Origin of the sequence: Marinomonas sp. NPDC078689 (genome assembly GCF_044542435.1) — a bacterium.
Taxonomy (GTDB): domain Bacteria; phylum Pseudomonadota; class Gammaproteobacteria; order Pseudomonadales; family Marinomonadaceae; genus Marinomonas; species Marinomonas arenicola.
This window is the reverse complement of the sequence record NZ_JBITUJ010000003.1, coordinates 66,694-91,524: the sequence shown is the minus strand read 5'-3', so window position 1 is coordinate 91,524 and position 24,831 is coordinate 66,694. Positions and strand designations below refer to the sequence as shown.

The window sequence follows — 24,831 nt, the reverse complement described above, 5'->3', positions numbered from 1 at the left end:
GGTCTCTTGATACAGGAAAAAGCGCCAACTCGAACTCTATCTACCAGTGTGACCCTATCGGACCCAACGAAAAATGGCGATGTCACACAACATCGCCATTTTAGATCTCGTCAATAAGAGCGTTATTACAGTGATCTCTACATTCTTCGTATTCTAAAAAACGTTTTTTCTATTCTAGTGAGGTCTGATTACCCTCCGATACCTAATACTAAATTCGGTAGCCACAACGAAACTTGTGGAACATACGTTACAATAAGCAGTGTTGGTAACCAGGCAAAAGCAATCATACAGAGAGTGGGTTTCATCATTTGATTTATTTTTGCGCCACCTAGTTGTCCACCTAAATACAGCAATGGTGCCGTTGGCGGTGTAATATTTCCCATTCCTAGATTGACACCAACAATCGCGGCAAACTGTATAGGGCTCACTCCTAATTCGACCGCCAAGGGAAGCAATATTGGCGTAGCCAACAGCACGGCACTCGCATCATCCATCAACATACCAATGATGATCATAAAAACATTAATCATTAATAGAATTAAGATCGGGTTATCACTTACGGACGTGAGAAACGCCATAATTGTGCCTGGAAGATCTTCCATGATATACAGTCGACTTAAAATCATAACGGTATAGAGCATCACCATGATTACACCAGTAGTAATTGCAGCATCAAGAATTGCCTGCAGAAAGCTACGTATAGTCAAGCCTCTGTACACCCAAAAACCCACAGGAATAGCATACAGTACACCTAGTGCAGCGGCTTCCGTTGGCGTGACCACACCACCATAAATGCCTCCAAGGATAAGAAATGGCATCACTAAAGCTGGCATGGCCTTCGCGCTACGCTTGATAAAGAGTTTCTGAAAAGTTTTTAAGTCGATAGGGTCTTCAAGAACGAGATTTTTATTATTCCTAACCAGCATTACATTAACAATACAAAGTAAGATGGCAAGAATAATACCAGGGACAACGGTTGCCAAAAATGCAGCTAATACAGATTGATTACCAATCCATGCATAAAGAATCATAATGGCACTGGGTGGAATCAACAAACCAAGCACTGATGCATTCGCTATTAATGCAGCAGAATGTCCTTGAGGGTACCCTGCTTTCTTCAACTTCGGAAACATGATGGCACCGATACCTGATAATGTCGCCGCGGCACTGCCTGTAATTGAGCCAAATACAGCACAAGAAATAACCGTTACAACCCCTATTCCACCTTTCATTCGACCGACAAATAAATCGACAAAATCGACAAGTTTATCGCCAATATGACCTCGGTTAATGAGTCCTCCAGCAATAATAAAAAGCGGAATGGCGAGTAACACAGAATTACTCATTCGACTAAAGCCGAAAGGCAGTAAGAAACTAGGATCGTAGTCGGCAAAAAACATTAGAAATGTAGTGGATGCAAGGAACGCGAATGGTACAGGAACGCCAATAATAAGCGTGGTGACCAATATACATAATGCAATTACTGACAGCATTTGAATGTATCCTTTGATAAAATTTTATAGAAATTCACTATTAAATGAACGTATTAAGAGGGTGATTTATCGTGTTATTCGGTAGGTTTTCCATAATATGCGGCTTTTAATTTTTTCATTTCCCCCATCAAATCATTAAAAAAATAACAACTCATAAGGAAAAAACCGAAAAAAACGGCACTGTGACCAAATACAAGTGGGATTTGTAATCGGCTCGTTTTTCCATCAGCATCAAAACTCCACATTAGAAACTCCCAACCATAATAGGTATAGAGTACAGACAAGGAAACAGTTATGAAATTTGCTAATACAGAAACAGAATAACGAAGAACAGGGTTTGAACAGTAAACAGAAAACACTTCTGCACTAATATGTTTTCCTTTATGGCTAGCGTATGATGCGCCAATAAAGTACATCCAGAAAGACCCAATAACCAATAACTCTTCTAGTCCGTGAAAACTAACACCTAAAACATAACGAAAGAACGCACCAGAACCGACACCCAGCACAATAAAAACACTGCATAAAACAGCAAGTGTCTCTTGTAAAGTAAGAATTTTATTGCTAATTAATTTTATAGCACCCATATTGAATTCTCTTTATTTAGATTGCTATGGAGTTGGAATAATCTTCCCTAATCAAAAATACACCATAAAAAAATTGGCAGTGATACACATCACTGCCAATTACTCTTTTATATTAGTTTTCTACTGTTTTAGCCTGATAAGCTTTTTGTATACTATCTATCAATTCAGGCGTAAGACGGCTTCGTAGTTTTGGCCAAGTTTCTTCACGTGCTTGTTTTGCCCAAAGCTGAAGCTCTTCATCAGACAATTTTATGACAGTCACACCTTTGTCTTTTAGAAGCTTTTGGTGTTTTAAATCATTTTCTTCTGCCACATCAATGCTTTGACTCGCATATTTAAGCGCAATTTCTTGGATAATATGGCGATCTTTGGCACTTAATTTCTTCCAAAGTTTGTCACTTGCCAACCAACCGTAGGCATCAATAAAGTTATTTGAAACCACAAAGTATTTAATAACATCACGGAACTGTAGATAATTTAAGGTTGAAGAACCACCACTCCATCCATCGGCAACACCAGTTTGCAAAGACGTATATAATTCAGCGAAAGGGACTGATACAGTTTGAAAACCTTGATCTTCTGCTGCGGTTTTAAAAATATCCATTGGTGGGACTCGCAACAGAATATTTTTTGAAGCACCTGCATTACCGACATTTTCAGGCAATTTAGTCAGTCCAAAACCACCAAAACCATCTACTTCGAAACCTAATAATTTAATTTTTTGTTCGCTAATTAAACCTTCCATCGTCGTAAATAGATAAGAACCTGGAGAATAAGTCTCACGCACTTCTTCATAATTCGTTGCTAAATAATGCAGATACATCACTTCGAGGCGAGGATCAAATTGACTGGGAATATTAATCAATCCCATATCCATCGTACCACGTGATAACTCTTCGAATACTTGTGTATAATCCCCTAATTGATTGGCAGGAAAAACCCTAACTTTTACACGTCCTTCGGTTGCTTCTTCCACTTCCTTTTTAAAATTCATTTGAGCATTTGTAACAGGGTGGCCAGGAGCAAACATGCCTGCAAAGTTTATTCTTACACTTTCTGCGGCATGAATAGGCGCTGTTCCTACCAACAACAGCGCTGACGTCACTGTTGTCGTAGATAATATTTTTCTTACATGTTTTATAATTTTCATAATTGCGTTCCTTTTGTATAATAATTTATTTTTTTAGTTAGCTTTCTTTCGTTATTAAATTTTTTCCTCTAATCGCTGCATCTAACGTATTCTGCATTAACATAGAAATAGTCATTGGTCCGACACCGCCAGGAACAGGGGTGATAGCAGATACTTTTGAACGAACATTTTCAAAGTCCACATCCCCTACTAATTTAGTTTTCCCTTCATCCGTCGTTATACGGTTAATGCCAACGTCAATAACAACAGCCCCTTGCTTAATCCAACCTTCTTTAATGAAGTTTGGAATACCCACTGCTGCGACAACAATATCGGCTTGACGACATATTTCACCGGGGTTATTAGTTCGACTGTGAATGACGGTAACGGTACAGTTTTCTTGTAATAGAAGACTCGCCATTGGTTTTCCGACGATATTAGAGCGACCAACGACAACAGCGTGCTTACCACTCAACTCACTGGCCCCCATAACGCTCTTAATGAGCTGAATAGAACCGGCTGGGGTACAGGGAACTAATGCGTCATTTGTATCGCCGGTTGTGAGCTTTCCGGTATTTAAGTAATGGAAACCATCCACATCTTTTTCAGGCGCAATAGACTGAATCACCTGATGAGAATCAATTTGTTTAGGCAAAGGCAGTTGAACCAATATCCCATGAATATTGGTGTCATTATTCAAGCTATTGATCAGCTCAAGTACTTCTTGCTCTGACGTATCAACAGGCAAATCAAATTGTTGAGAAGCAAAGCCACACTCTTCTGCTTTTGCGCTTTTGTTTCTAACGTAAACACTGCTTGCTGCGTCGTTACCCACTAAAATTACCGCTAAGCCTGGGACGATATCCGCCATCGCCCGACGAGATTTGACGGACTCAATGACGTCGGCGGCAACCTGTTTACCATCGATGATGACAGCGTCACAAGACTGTGATTTTGAGTTAGAAGCTGACAATTTACTGGAAGATAACGGTGCGATGGCCATGAAGAAGAATCCTACGTTCAAGTTGAAGTTTTACGGCTTTTGCCAGAACTTGACTTTCGGTATCACGACCGATCGCCACCATGTCACTTGCAGAAACGGCATGATCCACACGTTTTACGTCTTGTTCAATAATTGGCCCTTCATCAAGGTCAGCCGTTACATAATGCGCTGTCGCACCGATGAGCTTAACGCCTTTATCACGAGCTTGATGGTAAGGACGGCCGCCCTTAAAACTGGGTAAGAATGAGTGGTGTATATTAATAATCTTGCCAGACATTTTTTGGCAAAGGTTGTCCGATAGCACCTGCATATAACGAGCAAGAATCACTAAATCAATGCTTTGTTCAGCAATGAGCTTAAGCAACTCTGCTTCTTGTTCAGGTTTTGTCTCTGCCGTAATGGGTAAGTAATGAAAGTCTAATCCTTCATGTTCAACACGAGATTTGTATCTTTCATGGTTTGAGGCAATAGACACTAATTCCATAGGCAATTGATCAATTGAATATCGATACAATAAATCATTTAAACAATGGCCTAATTGAGACACCATAATCATGACACGTGGCTTAACTGAAAGGTCGTATACATCCCACACCATTTCTGGATAAGAAAGTCTGGCTTCAAAGTCCATTTTGAATGTTTCAAGCGTCACAGTCTCATTGATTTCAAAACATAAGCGCATAAAGAAACGCTTATCATCTAAATCAACATGTTGACCACTTTCAATGATGTTGCCTCCGCTTTCTGTCACAAAGCTGGTAACGGCGCTGATAATTCCGGTGTTGTCATTACAAACAAGGTTAAGAACGAATTTTTTCATATTCATAAGTATCTTTTTTGTGGTGTCACTTCCTCATAATAAGAAAGTAATTTAAGGGTTAATGGCGCAACGAAATTTGATTCCGTATATCTTTGACTCTTGTTTTATAGCCCAGCGATGATTACAGGCACAAAGGATTTAATGGCATCTTTGCATTCCAAAATGGAAGGATTGGCTTGCTCATTGATGAAATTACGTTAGAATCCGCTAAAAAATCTGGGAGATTGACATGAGAGCATCACTACCGTTTATGAATTCTTTAGTGTTTTTTGAAGCCTCAGCACGGCTAAGAAGCTTCACAAAAGCAGCAGAAGAGCTCTATATCACGCAGAGCGCAGTCAGTAAGAAAATAAAATTATTGGAAGAAAGCTTAGGGTTTGAGCTGTTTATTCGAGAACCACGACGACTCATTCTGACGCCCGCTGGAAAAGAGTTTTATATAGAAACGAAAAGTGTATTAAGCCAAATGTCGGATAGCATCAATAGAATTAGACGTGATGCCGATCCAGATATGGTAACCATCACCTGTACTCAAGCGGTGTCTCACTTCTGGCTATTTCCACGAATAACACGTTTCAACTTACAACACCCAGATATAGCGATTAATATTTACTCCTCGAATGATCTTGATGAAAACACATGCGCACAGTTCGATTTAGGCATTTTGAATGGCCCTATCAGTAAGAGTGAAAAATGGGATTCCTACCTAAACAACCACTTACTCTTCCGAGAACGCATTTATCCTATCTGTCATCGCGACTACCCTATTGATAGATTATTAATGCCAGAAGAAATTGTTAACGAAAAACTGATTCATTTAGACCCCTCTGCATGGCGTTGGCCAACTTGGGTCAACTGGTTTGCCAGCTTTGGCATTGAATTTAACATTCCAAGAAACGCGCAATTATTCAACCAGGTGACACTAGCGCTAGAAGCCTCTAGACAAGGTATGGGGGTTAGTCTTGGTTGGGACTTTATGACAGAAGAGATGCTCAGAAGGAATGAAATGAAACGTGTCAGTAACATGTTTTACGAACCTGATATGGCTGATTTTCTTGTTTACAGAAAATCTAAAGAACTGTCCCTTGCGGCGAAAATATTCCGTGACTGGCTACTGACTGATATCGCTGAGAACACCTAATTAAAACAGCTCTGCACAACCCAATACCCTGCCACCACTTTGAACTCACTTCCTTATCTAACTCCCTTACCTAAAAAAAACAAAATACTGTATGAGTATTTTGTTTTTTTGACAACAGAATAGAATTCCAAATTGGAATGCATAAATTCTATAAAGTCGTTTGTTTAGCGCAAAAAGGCTATCTAGTATTGGAACAATACTGACCTCTCAAATAGTGATCGTCGCTCTGATTATTTAGTTTCTAATGAAACCATTATGTTCGACTTTATTTTTGACGTTAGACCAATACTCACTAACCAACGGACAATAAAATGCAGCATTTTTCTGGATTTGGATTGCTCAAACACAGCCTAACTCATCATGAAAACTGGCAACGTACTTGGCGTAACCCTACGCCAAAAAAGAAATATGACGTTATTATCATCGGTGGTGGCGGTCACGGTTTAGCAACAGCGTATTACTTAGCAAAAGAACACGGTGTTACCAACGTAGCAGTCATTGAAAAAGGTTACCTTGGTGGTGGTAATACAGCACGTAACACCACGATTGTTCGATCTGGTTATCTGTGGGATGAGTCATCTCATTTGTACGAGCATTCACTGAAAATGTGGGAAGGACTCTCTAAAGAACTTAACTACAATGTTATGTTCTCTCAACGAGGCGTAATAAATCTAGCCCATACTTTGGGAGACATGCGTGATCTTAAGCGTCGAGTCAGTTCAAACACTTTAAATGGTATCGACGCTGAAATGCTCGATATGCAGCAGGTTAAAAAAATACTGCCGCATTTAAACTGCTCTGATGCCGCTCGCTACCCCGTTATGGGCGCTGCATGGCAAGGTCGTGCTGGTGTGGCGCGTCATGATGCCGTCGCGTGGGGATATGCACGAGGCGCTGACGCTTTTGGGGTGGATTTGATCCAAGAAACGGAAGTAACCGATCTTATTATTGAAGACGGTACCATTGTTGGTGTGAAGACAAATCGTTATGGCGATATTCAAGCAGGTCGAGTTGGCTCCGTGGTCGCGGGAAACTCTAGTGTGATTGCCAGCATGGCTGGTTTCGAGCTGCCATTAGAATCACACCCTTTACAAGCGCTCGTCTCAGAACCTATTAAACCCATCCTTGATACTGTTGTAATGTCCAATCATGTGCATGGCTACGTGAGTCAATCTGATAAAGGTGACCTTGTTATCGGCGCTGGTATTGATGGGTATAACGGTTATGGCCAGCGAGGCTCCTATCCAACAATAGAGCATACCATTCAAGCCATTATAGAATTGTTCCCTATTTTCAGCCGAGTCCGCATGAATCGTCAATGGGGAGGCATTGTGGATACTTGCCCTGATGCTTGTCCGATTATCAGTGACACACCGGTTAAAAACTTATTTTTTAATTGTGGTTGGGGAACAGGTGGCTTTAAAGCCACGCCGGCTTCAGGTCATGTTTTTGCCGCCTCTCTGGCTACGGGTGAAATGCATGAATTGGCAAAACCCTTCTCCTTATCTCGCTTCCACAACGGCGCTCTTATTGACGAACACGGTGCAGCAGGCGTTGCTCACTAAACAGCGTTGTACGCTAAAGGAATATTGACCATGTTTCATATTTATTGTCCGCATTGTGCAGAATATCGTGAAGAAGAAGAGTTTCATGCAGCTGGACAGGCTCATATTGCTCGCCCGTTAGACCCAGAAAACTGTTCAGATCAAGAATGGGGAGAATATCTATTCTTTAGAAAAAACCCTCGTGGTATTCATCACGAGCTCTGGGTTCACTCTGCGGGATGCCGAAAATTCTTTAACATCACTCGTGATACTCAAACCTACGAAATTAAAGAAACGTATAAAGTTGGCGAACAGCCTACTTTCCTTAACGATTATACTGCTAACTAACAGGAGCGGAATCATGACTCAACAAAACCGTCTAAAAAACGGAGGTCGCATAGACCGCTCCATACCAATTACGTTTACTTTCAACGGTAAACAGTTGACTGGCTTTCAGGGTGATACACTTGCTTCCGCTTTACTCGCCAACGGTATTAATGTCGTAGGTCGTAGCTTTAAATACAGTCGACCTCGAGGCATCGTTGCTTGCGGTGCTGAAGAGCCAAACGCCATTATGCAGCTAGGAGCAACCGAAGAAACTCAAGTTCCTAACGTTCGAGCAACCCAACAAGAATTATTTGAGGGCTTAGTCGCCTCTTCTACAAATGGTTGGCCAAGTGTTGACACTGATGCCATGAGCTTACTTGGTAAATTCGGTGGGAAAATGATGCCACCTGGATTCTACTATAAAACATTTATGTTCCCACAATCTTTGTGGGGCACTTACGAGTCTGTGATTCGCAAAGCCGCAGGCTTAGGTCGGTCGCCACTTAAAAACGACCCAGATCATTATGATAATATTAACCAACATTGCGACGTGCTTATTGTTGGTGCTGGCCCAGCGGGTTTAACGGCTGCTTTAACCGCTGCTCGTGGCGGCGCTCGCGTCATTATTGCTGATGAGCAAAATGAATTCGGTGGCTGTCTGCTTAATACAAAAGAAACGATGGATGGTGAACCCTCTTCTGAATGGATAACGTCTGTTGTTGAAGAGCTCAACACTTACAAAGATGTTTTATTATTACCTCGTTCAACAGTGAATGGTTACCACGACCACAACTTCCTCACTATTCATCAACGCTGCACAGATCATTTATCGGACATGGCACCAATAAATCAGGTTCGCCAACGTTTACATCGAGTCCGAGCTAAATGGGTTGTCTTAGCAACCGGTGCCCATGAGCGTCCTCTGGTTTATGCCAACAATGATATTCCAGGCTGCATGCTTGCTAACGCAGTATCAACTTACATCAACCGCTACGGCGTTGTGCCGGGTAACGAACTGGTTCTCATGACAACAAACGACTATGGCTACCAAACGGCTCTAGATTGGCATGATACAGGAAGAAAGGTTGTTGCGATTGTTGATACACGGCCTAACACGGCAGACAGTGATTATGCTAAACAAGCTCGCCAACGTGACATTAAAATAATTAATGGCTCTGCAATTATTGAAGCGCATGGCAGCAAGCGTGTTTCCAGCGTGTCTATCGCTCAAATCAATGAGAAAGGAACCAAACTCGCTGGTGTTGCTTCTCAACTTAAAGCAGACACGGTAGCAACGTCTGGGGGCTGGAGTCCTGTTATTCATCTATCTTGCCATACAGGCAGTCGCCCTATTTGGGATGACGCAGTGATAGGCTTTGTTCCTGGCAAAACAATCCAGAAACAGCTAACCGTTGGTGGTATTAACGGCCAATACAATACAAAATTGGTAATGCAACAAGGCATTGAAACAGGTCTGCAAGTATTAAAAGAGCTAGGGCTTGATATAAAAACAGAGCACGCTACTGAACCAGCACACGCAGCCATGAGTCTTCCAAGACTTGAGCAGCGTAAACTTAGTCCACCGATGGCGCTGTTCCATATCCCTCATTCAAAACCAACATCACAAGCGCCAAAGCAATTTGTTGATTATCAGAATGATGTTACCGCAGCGGGCATAGAAGTCGCTTGTCGTGAAGGCTATGAATCGATTGAGCACGTCAAACGATACACCGCCATGGGGTTCGGTACGGACCAAGGTAAATTAGGCAATATCAATGGGATGGCCATTACGGCAGCGGCGTTAAATAAAACGATACCTGAAACAGGCACCACGATTTACCGACCTAATTATACGCCAGTTACTTTCGCTGCTATAGCTGGCCGTAATTGTGGGCAACTTTTCGACCCTGCCCGCTTCACGGCAATGCATAAATGGCACTTACAACGGGGCGCTGTCTTTGAGGATGTAGGTCAATGGAAGCGCCCTTGGTACTACCCGAAAGCAAATGAAACAATGGAGGAAGCCGTTAACCGAGAGTGTCTGGCTGTGCGGGAAAGCATTGGTATTCTTGATGCGACGACCCTGGGTAAAATCGACATTCAAGGCAAGGATGCACGCGAATTCCTTAACCGTGTCTACTCTAATAGCTGGACAAAGCTTCCTGTTGGCCGCTGCCGCTATGGGTTGATGTGTCGTGAAACTGGCATGATTTTCGATGATGGTGTAACAGCTTGTTTAGGTGACAATCACTTCCACATGACAACAACTACTGGTGGTGCTGCAGGTGTGATGGAATGGTTAGAGCTATGGCACCAGACAGAATGGCCAGAGCTCGACGTTTACTTCAATACCATTACAGATCATTGGGCTACCATTACTATTTCGGGGCCGAATAGCCGTAAACTGTTATCTGAATTGGTCAATGCAGAGACAGACATTTCAAACGAAAGCTTTGCCTTTATGGATTGGAAAGAAATGGAGGTAGCAGACATTCCGGCTCGTGTCTTCCGTGTGTCTTTCACAGGTGAACTAACGTATGAAATCAATGTGCAAGCCAATTATGGTATGCACATCTGGGAAAAATTAATTGCACATGGTGAAAAATACGACATAACACCATACGGCACTGAAGCCATTCACGTATTACGTGCTGAAAAAGGTTTCATCATTATTGGTCAGGACACCGATGGTTCTGTTCACCCACATGATCTGGGTATGAGTTGGTGCGTTGCACAACAAAAGCCTTTTAGTTTTCTGGGTAAACGGGGGATGACACGTGAAGATTGCGTACGTAAAGGGCGCAAACAACTGGTCGGCCTAAAAACAAAAGACCCGAAACAATTATTACCAGAAGGTTCACAAGGTGTATTGAATCCGACGGGATCTATTCCTATACAAATGGTCGGACACGTAACCTCTAGCTACTGGAGCCCAACGTTAAATCGCAGCATCGCAATGGGCTTGGTAAAAGATGGCCTGAACAAAATGGGAGAGTCTGTTTACTATCCACAACAAGATGGCAGCGTGATAGAAGCTGAAATTTGCAGCTATACCTTCCTAGATCCAAAAGGAGAACGCCAAAATGTCTAATACAAAAACGACGGCACAGGAACAATCAACAGTAGAAATTCAACAAAACACCTTGATTGCCATGATGGATCCGCTACCAAATCCAGATAACAAGACAATACAAGCTCAGTCTCCTTTATATCATGTTGACCTTGATATATTAGCTAAGAAAATACAAAAAGAAGGCGGCGTCCATTTACGTGAGCGTGCGTTTCTTGGGTATTTAAACTTACGCTGCAATCAGGCGTTAAACGAGCATAGAGACGCGATTGAAAAAGTGCTCGGTATCCCTCTTCCTAGAGAGCCGCTTAGTTCGTCAGAGTTAGAAAATTACTCTATTCGATGGGTATCACCTGATGAGTGGTTGATTGTTGTTCCTGGCATTGAGGCATTTGCCATTGAGTCAAAACTTCGCAGCGAATTGACTGGTCACTATTCGATCATTAACAGCAGCGGCGGCTCAACCATGCTAGAACTATCTGGCCATAATGTTGTGGAACTACTAAAGAAATCTACGCCGGTTGATCTTCACCTGAGCCAATTTCCTATTGGTAAAGTCGTCTCAACTTTATTCGCTAAAAGCAGCGCTGTGATTCGTCGTACTGGTGAAACACAATTCGAATTAATTATTCGTCGAAGCTTTGCTGATTACATCTGGCTTTGGATACAAGACGCCAGTGCAGAATTTGACTTGGTAATAGATAAATAAGCTATAAATCACTTGTTAGTATAGACAGCTTCTATTGATGTACTAGTTGATGTACAAGGAAATTCGATGCCAAAAATTGCTAAAGAGCTTACTGCTATAGCAGCCTCTAAGATTAAAAAAGACGGGCGCCATGCCGTTGGTGGCTTATACCGCCGTTCTCAAGCGCATGGATCGTAAAGACTTAACTCAACATGGCTTTCGCTCAACATTTAGGGACTGGGCTGGTGAAACCACCAGTTTTCCCAGAGAAGTGATTGATCATGCTCTAGCTCATAAGCTCAAAGATAAGGCAGAGGCGGCCTACCAGCGTAGTGATTTATTACAGAAAAGGAGACAGTTAATGGAGGAATGGTCAAAAGCATCATATCCCAGGTAAATAACGAAACTGGTAGAGTAATTACTCTGCCTTTTCATTCTTTAGCTCTTCAGCCTTAGCGATAACTTGTCGTTGATCTTCAACGGCGAGACCTCTTACTTTCTCAAAAAAATTTGCTTTTTTGATATTGATGCATAGCGGATGAAATCTGAAAAAGGTGTGGACTTAACTTTTTTACGTTTTAGGGTTGGCATTACCTTCTCTCTTTCTTAGTTTATTTAGAATTACACGCTGCTGCTTTAAATTTCTCTAACCACCCAAATACCATTTTTCTTAGGGCCTTGGTACTCTAATCGTCCTTCCTACTTTAACTTTGAAACCGCACGCTCTACAAACGATATATAAATTTGCATGTCCTAGAGCTCTCATCAAATCGGATACTTCATGAGGACTTAATGATTTCATATGCTCAACAACCGGCTTCTTAAATACATCCCTGATGCCTGAAAGAGGATTATGATCAATGAAGCCACTATTAACAGCAAAGTTCATGATCTCATTGAGGAGCTGTGCTGTTCGCTTAACAGTTTCTAACTTTCCGATACTCTCCGGCTCACGAAGAACTTCTATAACGACTGGAGCACTTAGTGACTTAAAGGGAATATGGCCAAGTTTGTGAAACGCGTATTTTTCAAGCTTACGCCAGTTATCAAGCATTGTTTTCCTTTTAACTTGGCTAACCTTTAATTCATACCACTGATCAGCAACATACTTCAAAGTATACGTTTGCAACAACTTCAGTTTAGCTTTTCGCTCTACTCGCTCGATTTGTGGATCAATGCCTTCATGTAATAGCTTTCTCATTTCATAAGCTTTGTCTCTAGCTTCTGAAAGCGACACATCAGAAAATGGTCCAATACCTATGAAAGTCTTTTTACCAGTAACAGGCCTTGTGTATCGAAACTCCCAGAACTTTGAGTTGCTAGGCTTAACATAAATGTAAAGACCACCACCGTCGGATTTTCGAATAGATTTCCCATTAACTGCCTTTAGGCTTTGAATTTGTTTTACGGTAAGTTTATTTAGACTAGCCATAATGCCTCCTGAATCAGCTAATGTATGACCGATTCGACGAAGAAAATCACGAAATAAACCGTCATACAAAAAGCATAATTATCTTATTAATTTCAATAACTTATATGTTATTTATGGTTAAAAAATAATGATTTTGAGTTCTGAGATAGGCATTTTAAGTTCAATCAAAAAGTGTATGACTCTGATTAAATGCAAAATTAGTCCTACTATTTGCACTACACTTTTTTCTTGGACGTAATCGTCCAATTTAGACTAAATTGAACATAACTAATTGATTTGCATAAATTTTAGACGAAAAAAAAGACGTCCTTGGACGTCTTTTCTGAAATAATGGCGGTGAGCAAGAGATTCGAACTCTTGATGCCTTTCGACATACACGCTTTCCAGGCGTGCTCCTTCGGCCACTCGGACAGCTCACCATATACCGGCCAATCACGCTCTGCGTAATTTGTGCGCGTATATTAATTATGAAGTCATTGTATTGCAAGCCTTTTTTATAAAAAAGAATGCCTTTTCTAACAATCTATCCATTCAATACGATCTTCAATGCCGGTGTCCGCTGGCGCGTTCGCTTTTTTACCTGTTGGTGTGCCCACATAGATTAAGCCGACAATTTGATCGTTCATTTCAAGATTCAATAAATCTTTGGTTTTCTGCGTGAAACATGCAGGCCCACTGCGCCACATGGTGCCATAGCCCAGTGAATTCAGCCCTAACATAGCCTGTTGCGCAGCGGCTGAGGCCGCCATAATTTGCTCTACTGCAGGCACTTTTGGGTGTGCTTGAGTGCTGGCATAAACCAATAGAATAGCTGGCGCTCTAAAAGCCTTTTTCACAAACGATGCTTCTTTTGCGGCTTCTAAGTTTGGCAGTTCGCTCAGAGCCTGCTGCCAGTAAATTTGCCCAATTGCGTTGCGCCCTTCCCCTTCATAGACTCGAAAACGCCAAGGCTTCAGGTTGCCGTGATCTGCCGCTCGACTTGCGGCATCAAGCACTTCAAGCCATTCATTTTTCGTCGGGGCTGGCAGCTCAAGAGCAGGCTGAGACACTCGATTTCGCATAAACTTGATAATATCGTTACTCATAAAGAAGAAGTTTCCTGTCGATCTATATCGGGGTGCTTATTAAAAGATGATTTAATGATAATGAATATCATATAACGCTTTTTAAGGTCTACTCTTTTAAAGAAATAAAGAGGATTCAAAAACAAAATGATGGGGAAACAACGGGAGGGAGTGAAGATTTGAGGCGGTTATCGCACCGCCTCAAATTAGGAATCAGCTAACTTGAAAGTCCAGCATGCGCTGCAATGGAATCAAGGCTTTTGCTCGAGTTTCTTCTGCAACGAAGATCTCGTCAGTGCCATCTCTCAAAGCATTGCGAAGCAGTTCCAACGAGTTTAACGCCATCCAAGGGCAATGCGCACAACTGCGGCAATTTGCACCAGAACCAGCCGTAGGCGCTTCTACAAAACGCTTACCTGGAGACGCTTGCTTCATCTTGTAAAAAATACCTCTATCTGTTGCCACAATAAAGGTTTCATTACTCATTTCTTTTGATGCTTTAAGCAGCTGTGAAGTAGAACCAACAACGTCCGCCACTTCAACAACCGGCTCAGGTGATTCAGGGTGAACCAACACAGCTGCATCAGGATAAATGCTCTTTAGATCAAGAATGCCTTTTGCTTTGAACTCTTCATGGACAATACAAGCACCGTCCCAAAGAATCATATCCGCGCCTGTTTCACGCTGAATATAACCACCAAGATGTTGATCTGGCGCCCAAATAATCTTTTCACCCATGTCATTCAGATGGTTCACAACATCCAAGGCAATGCTGGACGTAACAACCCAGTCAGCACGCGCTTTTACGGCGGCAGAAGTGTTTGCGTAAACCACAACCTTACGATCAGGATATTGATCACAGAAAGCGGAAAAATCATCGATAGGACAACCAATATCTAGGGAGCAAGTGGCTTCCAAGGTTGGCATTAAAATGGTTTTTTCAGGACTGAGGATTTTAGCTGTCTCACCCATGAACTTAACGCCTGCAACCACTAAGGTCTCGGCCTCATGATTGGCACCAAAGCGCGCCATTTCTAGGGAGTCGGCAATCACACCGCCCGTCTCTTCTGCAAGCTCTTGAATCGCATCATCGGTATAGTAATGAGCAACCAGCACGGCGTTTTTTTGCTTCAATAGCGTTTTGATTTCTTCGCGAAGAGCGTCGTTGTCCAAGGCAGGGCTTTCAAGGGATTTTTCAGCGGCAGACAGGTGTTGTTGAACAGTAGCTCGTAATGCAACTTTATCAAAAAGTTCGGACATACAATTACCCCTTCAGGCACTTGGAGCGAGGTGATATTTGGTGGGTCGTACTGGATTCGAACCAGTGACCAATTGATTAAAAGTCAACTGCTCTACCAACTGAGCTAACGACCCAAAAATCACAGAAAGATAGTAAATAGGAAAAAGTTGGTGGGTCGTACTGGATTCGAACCAGTGACCAATTGATTAAAAGTCAACTGCTCTACCAACTGAGCTAACGACCCAACGGGTTGCGTATATTACAGAGCCCGTTGAGAATTGCAAGCTATTTCATGCTACTTAAATAACTTGTTGCTAGCTTAGCGGTTTTGCTTTCAGGAAAACGACTAATTACGTCCTGAAGATAAGACTTAGATGCACTCGCATTGCCCAACTGATCATTGACAATTCCAAGTTTATATAGCGCATCAGGCTCTTTGCTATGACCTGGAAACTTTTTAATGACGGTAGTAAAGGCTTGAGCGGCTTCTTTAGGCTTGCCAAGAACAAGTTTTAATTCCCCAAGCCAATAGTAGCCATTACCAGTAAGCGTGTTATCTGGGTAATCTTTTACGAATTCTGTAAAAGCCACTTCGGCCGTCTCAAATTGCTTACTGCGAATCAAACTATAAGCATCATCATAAGCCGAGCGGGCTTGTGGTGACACAGGAGTGAGTGCAATCGGCGCTAATTGAACCGAAGAAATACTATCTAATGACTCTTTTTTCGCATCAAGTGTCGCTGGAATAGCGGCAGGAGCCACACTTGTATTTGCCTGGGAAACTTGACTATTTTGCCTAGCGGCAGAAGCTGACATTAGCAGAGAAATACGCTTATCAAGATCAATATAACGATCTCGCTGTTGCGCTTTCATTTGAGACAATTCATGTCCCTGCTGTTCTAGTTGCCCTCTAAGATCTCGCACTTCCGATTGAAGCGAATCCAATTGTGAAAGCAGTTCGGCTGCAGCATGAGCGGGCAAGGTTCCTGCCTGCTGATTAGCAGCCATTGCTAGTGGGGCTGTTAAAAACAGCCCCACTGCAAAGGAGCGAGAAATAAGCTTATTTACGATCATTTTTCGTAACGTACTTCTACTCGACGATTTAGCTGCCAAGAAGAGGCATCATGACCAAAGGCAACAGGCACTTCTTCACCGAAACTAACGGTTTCGATTTGAGATGCTGCAACGCCTTGAATAGTCAAGTAACGGCTAACCGCTTTAGCACGACGCTCACCCAATGCCATGTTGTACTCACGAGTACCACGCTCATCCGCATGACCTTCTAGAACAACGCGAGCTTCTGGATGCGAAATAAGGTATTGAGCGTGTTTAGCAAGCGCTTCACGAGCCGCTGGGCGAACAACAGATTTGTCAAAATCGAAGTAGAATACAGTTTGAACACCATCAAGCATGCTCATGCTGTTTGCTTCGTCTGCTTTAGCTTGACCATCATCAACAATCACACTGCTTACTGCGCCATCTTGGTTTGCACCATAAGATTGATCCGCTGCATCCGCTGCTTGTTCAGTCGTTGCTGCTGCTTCGTCTGTCGCTGTTGTCGCAGAATCCGTGTCAGTTGAGGTTGTGCTACAACCCGCAATCCAAGCCGCAGATAAACCGATTACAGCAAACTTACCTAGTTTATTTACACTCATTATTCACTCCTTAATGTCTTTATTTGAAGTACGGAGACCATGCTGGTTCACGTACATCTCCATCTGCTGACGGCAGCTTGTATTTCACAAGCCCATCAACGGATACAACTGCCAATATGCCTTTTCCGTTTTCACTGGTGGCATACATAACCATGCTACCATTCGGCGCAATAGTTGGCGATTCGTCTAAATAGGTGCGAGTTAATATTTTTACTCGACCTGTTTTCATGTCTTGTAGCGCGATGTGGTAATTACCATCGTCTTTTTGAACCGTAACAAGGTAGCGCCCATCAGGCGTAAGCTCACCCTTACTGTTTGAGTCACCTTCAAACGTAACACGCTCTACACGCTTTGTCTTAACATCAAGACGATATATTTGCGGGTTGCCACCACGGTCAGAGGTAAAAATAATACCTTTGCCATCTGGCTCCCAGCTTGGTTCTGTATCAATAGCATAATGATTGGTCATACGCTCTAGTTTTTGTGTAGCAATATTTAACGTATAGATTTCAGGGTTACCATCTTTCGACAACACCAAGGCCAATTTCTTACCATCTGGAGACCAAGCAGGTGCACCATTTAGGCCTCTAAAGCGAGCCACTTGCTGTCTTTTCCCCGTCGCTAATTCTTGAATAAAGATATTAGGACGACGGTTTCTGAACATCACATAAGCAATGTACTTACCATTACCACTCCAAGATGGCGACAAGATAGGCTCTTTTGACTCTACGATAACTTGAGGTCTATGGCCGTCTGCGTCCGCCACTTGCAATTTGAAAGTAGGCGCAAGGCGATTGCCTTCTGTTGTTACATAAAGAATACGCGTACTGAAAGCGCCAGGAAGCCCAGTCAACAGCTGATACACCTTATCACTGATGTAATGAGCCGCATCGCGAAGGTTTGAAGCGTTCACATCGATGGAGGCATGCTTCTCAACCGGCTTCTGGCTCAACACATTGAGCAATTCAAAACCAACACGATAGCGATTGGCGGCGATTTTTTTCACCGAGCCAATCACCACATAATCACTTTTTAATAAGCGCCAATCACGATAAAACACATCCGCTTCTTTTGAAGGTTGGCTTAGCATGCTAGAGCGCGGAATCGCCTGAAATAAACCACTGCGCGTCAAATCGTCTTGAACAATTTGAGCAATATCTTCAGGTAGTGCATCCGTACCGTTGTAACCAAATGGAACAACAGCGATAGGCAACAATTGATCTGCCCCACTGGTGACCTCAATAACAAGCTGCGCCCTTGCGGTACTAACAAAGACAAAGCAGGTGAAAAATACTAAGAACCATTTACGTAATATCATTAGTTTCTTAAGTCCTGTGGATTAAAAATAATTACAACTCTTCGAAAGTTTCTGTCAAACACATAAGGGTCCACTTCCGATAACTCCTTAACAACAATGCTCCTTGCGGCGTCTTCTGCACGCTGATCAAACAAGGCGTCGCCACTTCCCTTAATAATGTTCACGGCCAACACTTCACCCGACGGCAAGAAAGAAATGGCCAACTCTGTTTTCATGCCATTTCGAGCGCTCGGTGGGCGATTCCACGCAGCGGTGATTCGATCATTGATTAAACCACTGATCGATTGCACCATTTGGGCCTCTTCTGCGGCTTTCTTCTCTTCTTCCGCTTTTTTCGCTGCGGCCGCTTCAGCGGCTTCTTTCGCTAAGCGCTCTTTTTCCGCTTCTCGAGCGGCAGCCTGCTTACGCTGTCTCTCTTTTTCCGCTAATTGTTTTGCTTCTTCCGCCTGACGCTTTTTCTCTTGCGCGGCCTTTTCTTGCTCAATGCGTTTTTTCTTTTCCGCCTCTTGTTTCGCGATTAAGGCTTCTTGCTGTTTTTTCTTAGCCGCGTCAGCGGCCTTCTCTTTCTCAGCAGCGGCTTTTTTCTTTGCAGCAGCCTGTTCAACGGCTTTTTTCTTCGCTTCTTTAGCTTGAGCTAGGCGTTTCTTTTGGGCCTCTAGCGCTTTTCTCTGCTCTAGCTTTTTGGCTTTTTGCTGAGCTTCTTTCTCTTTTTCTTTTTTCGCTATCGCCTGCTGCTGAATAATTTTTTTCTTTTCTTCCTCACGCTTGCCAATAATGGTCTGTGAAATATCCACCACAGTCGCATTCACAATAGGAGGTCGCTTAGGCAGAGGCTTTTCATTATCGCTAAAGTCCACCGCCACAAAACACGCAGCAACAATAACTAGATGAAGGCCAACCGCCAATAAGGCGGGAACGCCGTAACTGTCTTTACTCAGCAAATTCATTAATTATTGTCCGGCTCCGTTACCAATCCCACATTGGGCACGCCAGCTCCTTGCAAAGCCACCATTAGACCAACAACCGCACCATAAGAGACATTTTTATCACCTCTGACCAGTACGGGGATTCTAGGGTTTTGGTTTAATACCTTTTTTACCCTCGCCTGCAAAGCATCCAACTCGATCGGCTCTTGCTTGCCGCCAAAGTCCAAATAAAACTGCCCATTACTGTCGACAGAAGCAATCATCACATCGGTTTCTGTTTGCTGAATAGGCGATGCATTGGCGTTAGGTAACTTAACATCCACCCCTTGGGTAAGCATCGGCGCTGTGATCATAAAGATCACCAACAACACCAGCATAACATCAATGTAAGGAACCACATTGATCTCAGCCATAGGGCGACGTTTTTGTCTTCTTCTAGAGCGAGGCACTATGCTACGCCTCCCTCTCTCACGTGTACCTTACGATGAAGAATACTGGTGAATTCATCGGAGAAATTTTCATAGCCTGACGCCAGTGATTCTGCCACCGTTGAGAAACGGTTGTACGCAATAACCGCCGGAATCGCAGCCACCAAACCAATGGCCGTCGCAATGAGCGCTTCCGCGATACCCGGTGCGACCGTCGCCAGTGTGGCTTGCTGAACGTCTGCCAATCCAATAAAGGAATGCATGATGCCCCAAACCGTACCAAACAAGCCGATATAAGGGCTTGTTGAACCCACTGTTGCCAAAAAGGAAAGGTGTTTTTCTAGCTTCTCTTCTTCTCGATACAAGGCCACACGCATAGTACGCTGAACCCCTTCCATAACCGCATCAGGCTCGACATTATGACTTTGACGTAAGCGCGTAAACTCTTTAATACCCGCTGTAAAAATGCCTTCGATCCCTTCTACTTTTCGACCTTCTTGTGTGAGCTTTTTATAAAGCTTGCTCAAATCGATGCCGGACCAAAACTCATCTTCAAATTCTGTTCTTACTTTCTTAGCTTGCTTTAGCACACGCATTCTTTGAAAGATAATTACCCAAGAAAAGATGGATGCTGCCAACAGTATCAACATAACCATTTGCACAACAAAACTAGCGCTGGCAATTAAACCCAAAATTGACATTTTTAACCTCTATTTAAAATCTGAAGGTAGCTGGTAATTAAAATGCTCGTAGGCGCGCTTCGTAACTTGGCGACCTCGAGGCGTTCGTATAACAAAGCCTTGTTGTATTAAAAAAGGCTCAATAACATCTTCGATGGTGTCTTTGTCTTCGCCCACCGCCGCGGCAACACTGTCTAACCCAACCGGTCTGCCGTCAAACTTCTCTATCATAGTCAATAACATACGACGATCTAAATGATCAAAGCCTTGACTATCTACACTTAACATATCCAGTGCACGCTGAGCAACTTTTTGCCCCACTAACACATCGCCATTAACCTGCGCCACGTCTCTAACACGACGCAACAGTCGGTTGGCAATTCGCGGCGTACCACGGGAGCGACGCGCCACTTCAAAGCTTCCGGATTGGTCAAGCTCCATGCCCATTTTGCTGGCTGAGCGCGCCACTATGGTGGTCAGCGACTCAACATCATAAAACTCTAAACGCTGTACGATACCAAAGCGGTCTCGCAACGGCGATGTCAGCAAACCCGCTCGTGTGGTTGCTCCGACCAGCGTAAAGGGTGGGAGTTCAATTTTAATCGAACGCGCCGCAGGCCCTTCCCCGATCATGATATCCAACTGATAATCTTCCATCGCAGGATACAAGACCTCTTCAATAGCAGGACTCAAGCGATGTATTTCATCAATAAAGAGCACATCACCTTCATTAAGATTGGTTAATAATGCCGCCAAATCTCCCGCCCTTTCGAGCACAGGTCCTGAAGTGGTTTTGATTTCTGCGCCCATTTCATTGGCAATGATATTCGCCAATGTGGTTTTACCCAGCCCTGGTGGCCCAAAGATCAATGAATGATCCAGTGGTTCTCCACGCTGGCGAGCGGCTTGAATAAAAATATCCATTTGCTCTTTGACCACTGGCTGGCCGATGTACTCAGCAAGGGACTGCGGTCGAATGGCACGATCGACTTGTCGATCTGTGCCTTTTAATTCTGCCGAGATAATACGATCACTTTCTATCATCTTCTATTACCTTAGCATGGCTTTTAATGCCGCTTTAATAACCTCTTCACTGCTCGCTGCATCTACAGGCACAGTGGCGATCGCTTTGGCCGCTTCTTGAGGTTTGTAACCCAATGAAATAAGAGCCGCTTCGGCTTCTTGTCTTGGGTCGGCTTGGACTTGTTTCAATACCGCTGGGGTGGAAAAAAGATCCGTTTTCGCGGCTTGCCCCAATTTGTCTCTTAATTCAATGATCAAGCGTTCCGCGGTTTTCTTACCTACCCCCGGAATCCTGGTTAATGCAGTGACGTCAGACTCCTGCACATTGGCAATCAACTCTTCCGACGACATGCTAGACAAGACTGCTAAGGCCATTTTAGGGCCTATGCCATTTACCTTGATCAGCACTTTAAACAGCGCGCGCTCACTTTTATCAATGAAGCCGTAAAGCGTATGCGAGTCTTCTTTTACTTGAAAATGCGTATACAGAACCACGCTACCACCAATCGGCGGCAACTCATAAATCGTTGTCATCGAGGCGCTAAGTTCATAGCCGATGCCATTTACATCCACCAACAATTCCGGCGGCGATTTCTCGATCAATGTTCCAGCAATCCTACCTATCACACACTTTTCCTTATATCCATTTCAGACCAACGCTTTGACGTTCGCCCTGCTCTTTTCCCGACGCCATATTCCAGGCCGCCTGATGTTCTTGTATTAGCATGACACAATGCAATCGCGAGCGCATCGGCTGCGTCGGCTTGCGGAGGAGAAGACAAGCCTAATAACAACTGAACCATGGCTTGCACTTGGGTTTTGTCTGCGTTGCCATTGCCAACCACAGATTGTTTGACGCGTCGCGCAGCGTACTCGTTAACAAACAGCTCTTTGAGCGCTGCCGCCACAATGGCCGCCCCCCTTGCTTGCCCCAGTTTTAAGGCTGAGTTGGCATTTTTCGCAAGAAACACTTCTTCAATGGCAAATTCGTCTGGCGCGTATTCATCCAACAAGGTGGTGACAGAATTAAAAATCACCTTAAGGCGAACAGATAAGGCCTCATCGGGTAAGCGAACACAGCCGCTATTCACATAGACAGACTTACCATTAGTCACATCAATAATGCCAAAGCCCGTTATTCTTGAGCCTGGGTCTATTGCTAAAATTCTGGTCGTCGCCATCATTAACCTATTAAAGAGTCAATATTACTGTATATTTCAACAGCCTTTAACTTACAGAGTATACAATCCTGACATAAAAAAAGGCCGTTTAATAACGGCCTTTTACATTTTTTTTTCGCTCTCTTAACAAACATCACCGTCAGTAGAGCGAAGGTGGCGCTAAGCTTACTCTGTCACTGGCTTTCTAACGCGAATATTCAGCTCTTTCAACTGTTTATCGCTTACTTCACCTGGTGCTTGAGTTAACAAACAAGTCGCACTTTGTGTTTTCGGGAAGGCAATGACGTCACGAATAGAAGCCGAACCTGTCATCAACATAACGAGGCGATCTAGACCGAATGCCAAACCACCATGCGGTGGCGCACCAAATTTCAATGCGTCTAGTAAGAAGCCAAATTTCTCTTCTTGCTCTTCTTCACTGATATTAAGCAACTCAAACACAGTTTCTTGCATAGAAGACTGGTGAATACGGATCGAACCACCGCCCAACTCAGTACCATTCAAGACCATGTCGTATGCTTGAGACAAGGCATTAAGCGGATCTGCTTTTAGCGCTTCTGGAGAGCAAGAAGGCGCAGTGAAAGGATGGTGAATAGCCGTGATGCCACCATCGGATGTTTCTTCAAACATTGGGAAGTCAACTACCCATAAAGGCGCCCACTCACAAGTGTACAAGTTAAGATCTTCACCCAACTTGCAACGTAATGCACCCAAAGCTTCGTTTACGACTTTTGCAGAATCCGAGCCGAAGAAGATCAAGTCGCCATCTTGTGCATCAAGACGAGTCATCAATTCTTGGCGTACTTCCATCGGTAAGAACTTAACGATTGGAGACTGTAGGCCTTCTTCAAGGTTAGACTTGTCGTTCACCTTGATGTAAGCCAACCCTTTGGCGCCGTAAATACCAACAAATTTAGTGTACTCGTCAATTTGCTTACGAGTCAGCGAGTTACCGCCAGGCACTTTCAATGCGGCAACACGACCTTTAGGGTCTTTTGCTGGGCCAGAGAAGACTTTAAAGTCCACGTCTGCCATCAGGTCAGACACGGTCACAATCGTCAATGGAATACGTAGATCAGGCTTGTCGCTGCCGTAGGTTTCCATTGCTTCAGAGTAAGGCATGCGTGGGAAGGTGCCCAAATCAATGTTCATTAGCTCTTTAAACAAGCTCGTGATCATTTCTTCTGTCATGCCCATGATCTGCTCTTCGCTCATGAAAGACGTTTCGATGTCTACTTGAGTGAATTCAGGTTGGCGATCGGCACGCAAATCTTCATCACGGAAACATTTAGCAATTTGGTAGTAACGATCAAAACCAGACACCATCAACAGCTGCTTGAACAACTGAGGAGACTGAGGAAGCGCAAAGAAGCTACCTTGTTGAGTACGGCTTGGTACCAAATAATCACGCGCACCTTCTGGTGTTGCGCGCGTTAGAATCGGCGTTTCGATGTCTAAGAAGCCATTGTCATCCAAGTAGCGACGCAATACAGACGTTACTTTTGAGCGAAAACGCATTTTTTGCTGAATTTCTGGACGACGTAAATCGATAAAACGGTTTTTCAAACGAACGTCTTCACCAACAGATTGATGCTCATCAAGCTGGAATGGTGGTGTTTTTGCGGAGTTTAGAATCTCAAGCTCTAAGCCCAAGACTTCGATCTCACCTGTGTTCATGTTTGGGTTAACTGTCCCTTCTGGACGAGCACGAACCAAGCCTTTTAGCTTAACAACAAATTCGTTACGAACACTGTCCGCAATGGCAAAACTGTCTGCACGATCTGGGTCAAATACCACCTGAGTGATGCCTTCGCGATCACGCACGTCTAAGAAAATAACCCCGCCGTGGTCACGGCGACGATGAACCCAACCACATAAAGTGATTTCTTGTGAAATGTTAGAAGCATTTAATTCGCCGCAATAATGGCTGCGCATAATTTCTATCCTATTACTGTCTCAGTAAGAGAGTGAAGTGTTCTTTGTTCGCTTTTTGTTAGACCAGAAAACAAAATGTGTTTCCCATATAAGGAGGAAAACAAAAAGCCAAAATATTTTAAGGCAAAGCATTATATGCGAACCAAG

24 protein-coding genes and 3 tRNA genes are annotated in these 24,831 nt (G+C 43.5%); 6 read left to right on the top strand and 21 right to left on the bottom strand.

The window, feature by feature from the left end; all coding sequences use genetic code 11:
• Positions 1 to 188 precede the first annotated feature (188 nt).
• The 5 genes from ACIGBN_RS06590 to purU form a co-directional block, all read right to left on the bottom strand.
• Complete coding sequence (locus ACIGBN_RS06590; RefSeq protein WP_396664369.1) at positions 189 to 1,493, bottom strand: TRAP transporter large permease; 1,305 nt, start codon at positions 1,491 to 1,493, stop codon at positions 189 to 191.
• A 74-nt stretch (positions 1,494 to 1,567) separates the two neighbouring features.
• A complete protein-coding gene (locus ACIGBN_RS06585) occupies positions 1,568 to 2,080 on the bottom strand; it encodes a TRAP transporter small permease (RefSeq protein WP_396664367.1) in 513 nt (170 codons plus the stop codon).
• Between the two features lie 112 nt (positions 2,081 to 2,192).
• Positions 2,193 to 3,230 (bottom strand): TRAP transporter substrate-binding protein DctP, encoded by a 1,038-nt coding sequence (gene dctP / locus ACIGBN_RS06580; RefSeq protein ID WP_396664365.1) that lies wholly within the window; start codon positions 3,228 to 3,230, stop codon positions 2,193 to 2,195.
• A gap of 37 nt (positions 3,231 to 3,267) precedes the next feature.
• The gene (locus ACIGBN_RS06575) at positions 3,268 to 4,212 is read right to left on the bottom strand and encodes a bifunctional 5,10-methylenetetrahydrofolate dehydrogenase/5,10-methenyltetrahydrofolate cyclohydrolase (protein WP_396664363.1); all 945 of its coding nucleotides are present in this window, start codon (positions 4,210 to 4,212) and stop codon (positions 3,268 to 3,270) included.
• A complete protein-coding gene (purU, locus tag ACIGBN_RS06570; protein WP_341564895.1) occupies positions 4,184 to 5,032 on the bottom strand; it encodes a formyltetrahydrofolate deformylase in 849 nt (282 codons plus the stop codon). The genes ACIGBN_RS06575 and purU overlap by 29 nt, the downstream gene beginning before the upstream one ends.
• A 229-nt stretch (positions 5,033 to 5,261) precedes the next feature.
• Between purU and ACIGBN_RS06565 the strand changes: the two genes are divergently transcribed.
• The 6 genes from ACIGBN_RS06565 to ACIGBN_RS06540 all read left to right on the top strand — a co-directional run bounded on the left by ACIGBN_RS06565 (position 5,262) and on the right by ACIGBN_RS06540 (position 12,199).
• Positions 5,262 to 6,173 carry a LysR family transcriptional regulator gene (locus ACIGBN_RS06565; protein WP_396664361.1) on the top strand — a complete coding sequence of 304 codons (912 nt, stop codon included), beginning with the start codon at positions 5,262 to 5,264 and terminating at the stop codon, positions 6,171 to 6,173.
• Between the two features lie 311 nt (positions 6,174 to 6,484).
• A complete protein-coding gene (locus ACIGBN_RS06560) occupies positions 6,485 to 7,738 on the top strand; it encodes a sarcosine oxidase subunit beta family protein (RefSeq protein WP_396664359.1) in 1,254 nt (417 codons plus the stop codon).
• A gap of 30 nt (positions 7,739 to 7,768) precedes the next feature.
• Positions 7,769 to 8,065 (top strand): sarcosine oxidase subunit delta, encoded by a 297-nt coding sequence (locus ACIGBN_RS06555; RefSeq protein ID WP_396664357.1) that lies wholly within the window; start codon positions 7,769 to 7,771, stop codon positions 8,063 to 8,065.
• A 13-nt stretch (positions 8,066 to 8,078) separates the two neighbouring features.
• The gene (locus tag ACIGBN_RS06550; RefSeq protein WP_396664355.1) at positions 8,079 to 11,135 is read left to right on the top strand and encodes a sarcosine oxidase subunit alpha; all 3,057 of its coding nucleotides are present in this window, start codon (positions 8,079 to 8,081) and stop codon (positions 11,133 to 11,135) included.
• Positions 11,128 to 11,823 (top strand): sarcosine oxidase subunit gamma, encoded by a 696-nt coding sequence (locus ACIGBN_RS06545; protein ID WP_396664353.1) that lies wholly within the window; start codon positions 11,128 to 11,130, stop codon positions 11,821 to 11,823. The genes ACIGBN_RS06550 and ACIGBN_RS06545 overlap by 8 nt, the downstream gene beginning before the upstream one ends.
• A 130-nt stretch (positions 11,824 to 11,953) precedes the next feature.
• On the top strand, positions 11,954 to 12,199 hold the full coding sequence (locus ACIGBN_RS06540) for an integrase (RefSeq protein ID WP_396664351.1): 246 nt from the start codon (positions 11,954 to 11,956) through the stop codon (positions 12,197 to 12,199).
• A 273-nt stretch (positions 12,200 to 12,472) separates the two neighbouring features.
• Here the strand turns inward: ACIGBN_RS06540 and ACIGBN_RS06535 are convergent, their stop codons facing one another.
• From ACIGBN_RS06535 to aspS, 16 genes are all read right to left on the bottom strand, one after another.
• A complete protein-coding gene (locus ACIGBN_RS06535) occupies positions 12,473 to 13,234 on the bottom strand; it encodes a tyrosine-type recombinase/integrase (protein WP_396664349.1) in 762 nt (253 codons plus the stop codon).
• Between the two features lie 331 nt (positions 13,235 to 13,565).
• Positions 13,566 to 13,653: transfer RNA gene (locus ACIGBN_RS06530), tRNA-Ser, on the bottom strand.
• A 96-nt stretch (positions 13,654 to 13,749) separates the two neighbouring features.
• Positions 13,750 to 14,319, bottom strand: a complete 570-nt coding sequence (locus ACIGBN_RS06525) for a nitroreductase (RefSeq protein ID WP_133004009.1) — start codon at positions 14,317 to 14,319, stop codon at positions 13,750 to 13,752.
• Positions 14,320 to 14,511: 192 nt separating this feature from the next.
• Positions 14,512 to 15,558: a quinolinate synthase NadA gene (gene nadA / locus ACIGBN_RS06520; protein ID WP_133004010.1), complete on the bottom strand. Its 1,047-nt coding sequence runs from the start codon at positions 15,556 to 15,558 to the stop codon at positions 14,512 to 14,514.
• Between the two features lie 38 nt (positions 15,559 to 15,596).
• A tRNA-Lys gene (locus ACIGBN_RS06515) sits at positions 15,597 to 15,672 on the bottom strand.
• A gap of 34 nt (positions 15,673 to 15,706) precedes the next feature.
• A tRNA-Lys gene (locus ACIGBN_RS06510) sits at positions 15,707 to 15,782 on the bottom strand.
• Positions 15,783 to 15,823: 41 nt separating this feature from the next.
• On the bottom strand, positions 15,824 to 16,612 hold the full coding sequence (gene ybgF / locus ACIGBN_RS06505) for a tol-pal system protein YbgF (RefSeq protein WP_133004011.1): 789 nt from the start codon (positions 16,610 to 16,612) through the stop codon (positions 15,824 to 15,826).
• Positions 16,609 to 17,193, bottom strand: coding sequence for a peptidoglycan-associated lipoprotein Pal (pal, locus tag ACIGBN_RS06500; RefSeq protein ID WP_396664346.1), 585 nt, complete (start codon positions 17,191 to 17,193; stop codon positions 16,609 to 16,611). Before pal ends, ybgF begins: the two co-directional genes overlap by 4 nt.
• Before the next feature lie 19 nt (positions 17,194 to 17,212).
• Positions 17,213 to 18,511, bottom strand: a complete 1,299-nt coding sequence (gene tolB, locus ACIGBN_RS06495) for a Tol-Pal system beta propeller repeat protein TolB (protein ID WP_133004013.1) — start codon at positions 18,509 to 18,511, stop codon at positions 17,213 to 17,215.
• The gene (locus tag ACIGBN_RS06490) at positions 18,511 to 19,458 is read right to left on the bottom strand and encodes a TonB C-terminal domain-containing protein (RefSeq protein ID WP_396664344.1); all 948 of its coding nucleotides are present in this window, start codon (positions 19,456 to 19,458) and stop codon (positions 18,511 to 18,513) included. The genes tolB and ACIGBN_RS06490 overlap by 1 nt, the downstream gene beginning before the upstream one ends.
• A complete protein-coding gene (tolR, locus tag ACIGBN_RS06485; RefSeq protein ID WP_133004015.1) occupies positions 19,458 to 19,886 on the bottom strand; it encodes a protein TolR in 429 nt (142 codons plus the stop codon). The genes ACIGBN_RS06490 and tolR overlap by 1 nt, the downstream gene beginning before the upstream one ends.
• A complete protein-coding gene (gene tolQ, locus ACIGBN_RS06480; protein WP_133004016.1) occupies positions 19,886 to 20,566 on the bottom strand; it encodes a protein TolQ in 681 nt (226 codons plus the stop codon). The genes tolR and tolQ overlap by 1 nt, the downstream gene beginning before the upstream one ends.
• Before the next feature lie 9 nt (positions 20,567 to 20,575).
• Positions 20,576 to 21,589, bottom strand: coding sequence for a Holliday junction branch migration DNA helicase RuvB (gene ruvB, locus ACIGBN_RS06475; protein WP_133004017.1), 1,014 nt, complete (start codon positions 21,587 to 21,589; stop codon positions 20,576 to 20,578).
• Between the two features lie 6 nt (positions 21,590 to 21,595).
• Positions 21,596 to 22,195 (bottom strand): Holliday junction branch migration protein RuvA, encoded by a 600-nt coding sequence (gene ruvA, locus ACIGBN_RS06470; RefSeq protein ID WP_133004018.1) that lies wholly within the window; start codon positions 22,193 to 22,195, stop codon positions 21,596 to 21,598.
• Positions 22,192 to 22,749, bottom strand: coding sequence for a crossover junction endodeoxyribonuclease RuvC (gene ruvC / locus ACIGBN_RS06465; protein ID WP_133004019.1), 558 nt, complete (start codon positions 22,747 to 22,749; stop codon positions 22,192 to 22,194). The genes ruvA and ruvC overlap by 4 nt, the downstream gene beginning before the upstream one ends.
• 165 nt (positions 22,750 to 22,914) lie before the next feature.
• Positions 22,915 to 24,684 carry an aspartate--tRNA ligase gene (gene aspS, locus ACIGBN_RS06460; protein ID WP_396664340.1) on the bottom strand — a complete coding sequence of 590 codons (1,770 nt, stop codon included), beginning with the start codon at positions 24,682 to 24,684 and terminating at the stop codon, positions 22,915 to 22,917.
• Positions 24,685 to 24,831: the final 147 nt, after the last annotated feature.

Bases quoted from the DNA above. Each gene is read 5' to 3' on its own strand.
- ACIGBN_RS06590 (WP_396664369.1), bottom strand. From the start codon at position 1,493: ATGCTGTCAGTAATTGCATTATGTATATTGGTCACCACGCTTATTATT.
- ACIGBN_RS06585 (WP_396664367.1), bottom strand. From the start codon at position 2,080: ATGGGTGCTATAAAATTAATTAGCAATAAAATTCTTACTTTACAAGAG.
- dctP (WP_396664365.1), bottom strand. From the start codon at position 3,230: ATGAAAATTATAAAACATGTAAGAAAAATATTATCTACGACAACAGTG.
- ACIGBN_RS06575 (WP_396664363.1), bottom strand. From the start codon at position 4,212: ATGGCCATCGCACCGTTATCTTCCAGTAAATTGTCAGCTTCTAACTCA.
- purU (WP_341564895.1), bottom strand. From the start codon at position 5,032: ATGAAAAAATTCGTTCTTAACCTTGTTTGTAATGACAACACCGGAATT.
- ACIGBN_RS06565 (WP_396664361.1), top strand. From the start codon at position 5,262: ATGAGAGCATCACTACCGTTTATGAATTCTTTAGTGTTTTTTGAAGCC.
- ACIGBN_RS06560 (WP_396664359.1), top strand. From the start codon at position 6,485: ATGCAGCATTTTTCTGGATTTGGATTGCTCAAACACAGCCTAACTCAT.
- ACIGBN_RS06555 (WP_396664357.1), top strand. From the start codon at position 7,769: ATGTTTCATATTTATTGTCCGCATTGTGCAGAATATCGTGAAGAAGAA.
- ACIGBN_RS06550 (WP_396664355.1), top strand. From the start codon at position 8,079: ATGACTCAACAAAACCGTCTAAAAAACGGAGGTCGCATAGACCGCTCC.
- ACIGBN_RS06545 (WP_396664353.1), top strand. From the start codon at position 11,128: ATGTCTAATACAAAAACGACGGCACAGGAACAATCAACAGTAGAAATT.
- ACIGBN_RS06540 (WP_396664351.1), top strand. From the start codon at position 11,954: ATGCCGTTGGTGGCTTATACCGCCGTTCTCAAGCGCATGGATCGTAAA.
- ACIGBN_RS06535 (WP_396664349.1), bottom strand. From the start codon at position 13,234: ATGGCTAGTCTAAATAAACTTACCGTAAAACAAATTCAAAGCCTAAAG.
- ACIGBN_RS06525 (WP_133004009.1), bottom strand. From the start codon at position 14,319: ATGAGTAACGATATTATCAAGTTTATGCGAAATCGAGTGTCTCAGCCT.
- nadA (WP_133004010.1), bottom strand. From the start codon at position 15,558: ATGTCCGAACTTTTTGATAAAGTTGCATTACGAGCTACTGTTCAACAA.
- ybgF (WP_133004011.1), bottom strand. From the start codon at position 16,612: ATGATCGTAAATAAGCTTATTTCTCGCTCCTTTGCAGTGGGGCTGTTT.
- pal (WP_396664346.1), bottom strand. From the start codon at position 17,193: ATGAGTGTAAATAAACTAGGTAAGTTTGCTGTAATCGGTTTATCTGCG.
- tolB (WP_133004013.1), bottom strand. From the start codon at position 18,511: ATGATATTACGTAAATGGTTCTTAGTATTTTTCACCTGCTTTGTCTTT.
- ACIGBN_RS06490 (WP_396664344.1), bottom strand. From the start codon at position 19,458: ATGAATTTGCTGAGTAAAGACAGTTACGGCGTTCCCGCCTTATTGGCG.
- tolQ (WP_133004016.1), bottom strand. From the start codon at position 20,566: ATGTCAATTTTGGGTTTAATTGCCAGCGCTAGTTTTGTTGTGCAAATG.
- ruvB (WP_133004017.1), bottom strand. From the start codon at position 21,589: ATGATAGAAAGTGATCGTATTATCTCGGCAGAATTAAAAGGCACAGAT.
- ruvC (WP_133004019.1), bottom strand. From the start codon at position 22,749: ATGGCGACGACCAGAATTTTAGCAATAGACCCAGGCTCAAGAATAACG.
- aspS (WP_396664340.1), bottom strand. From the start codon at position 24,684: ATGCGCAGCCATTATTGCGGCGAATTAAATGCTTCTAACATTTCACAA.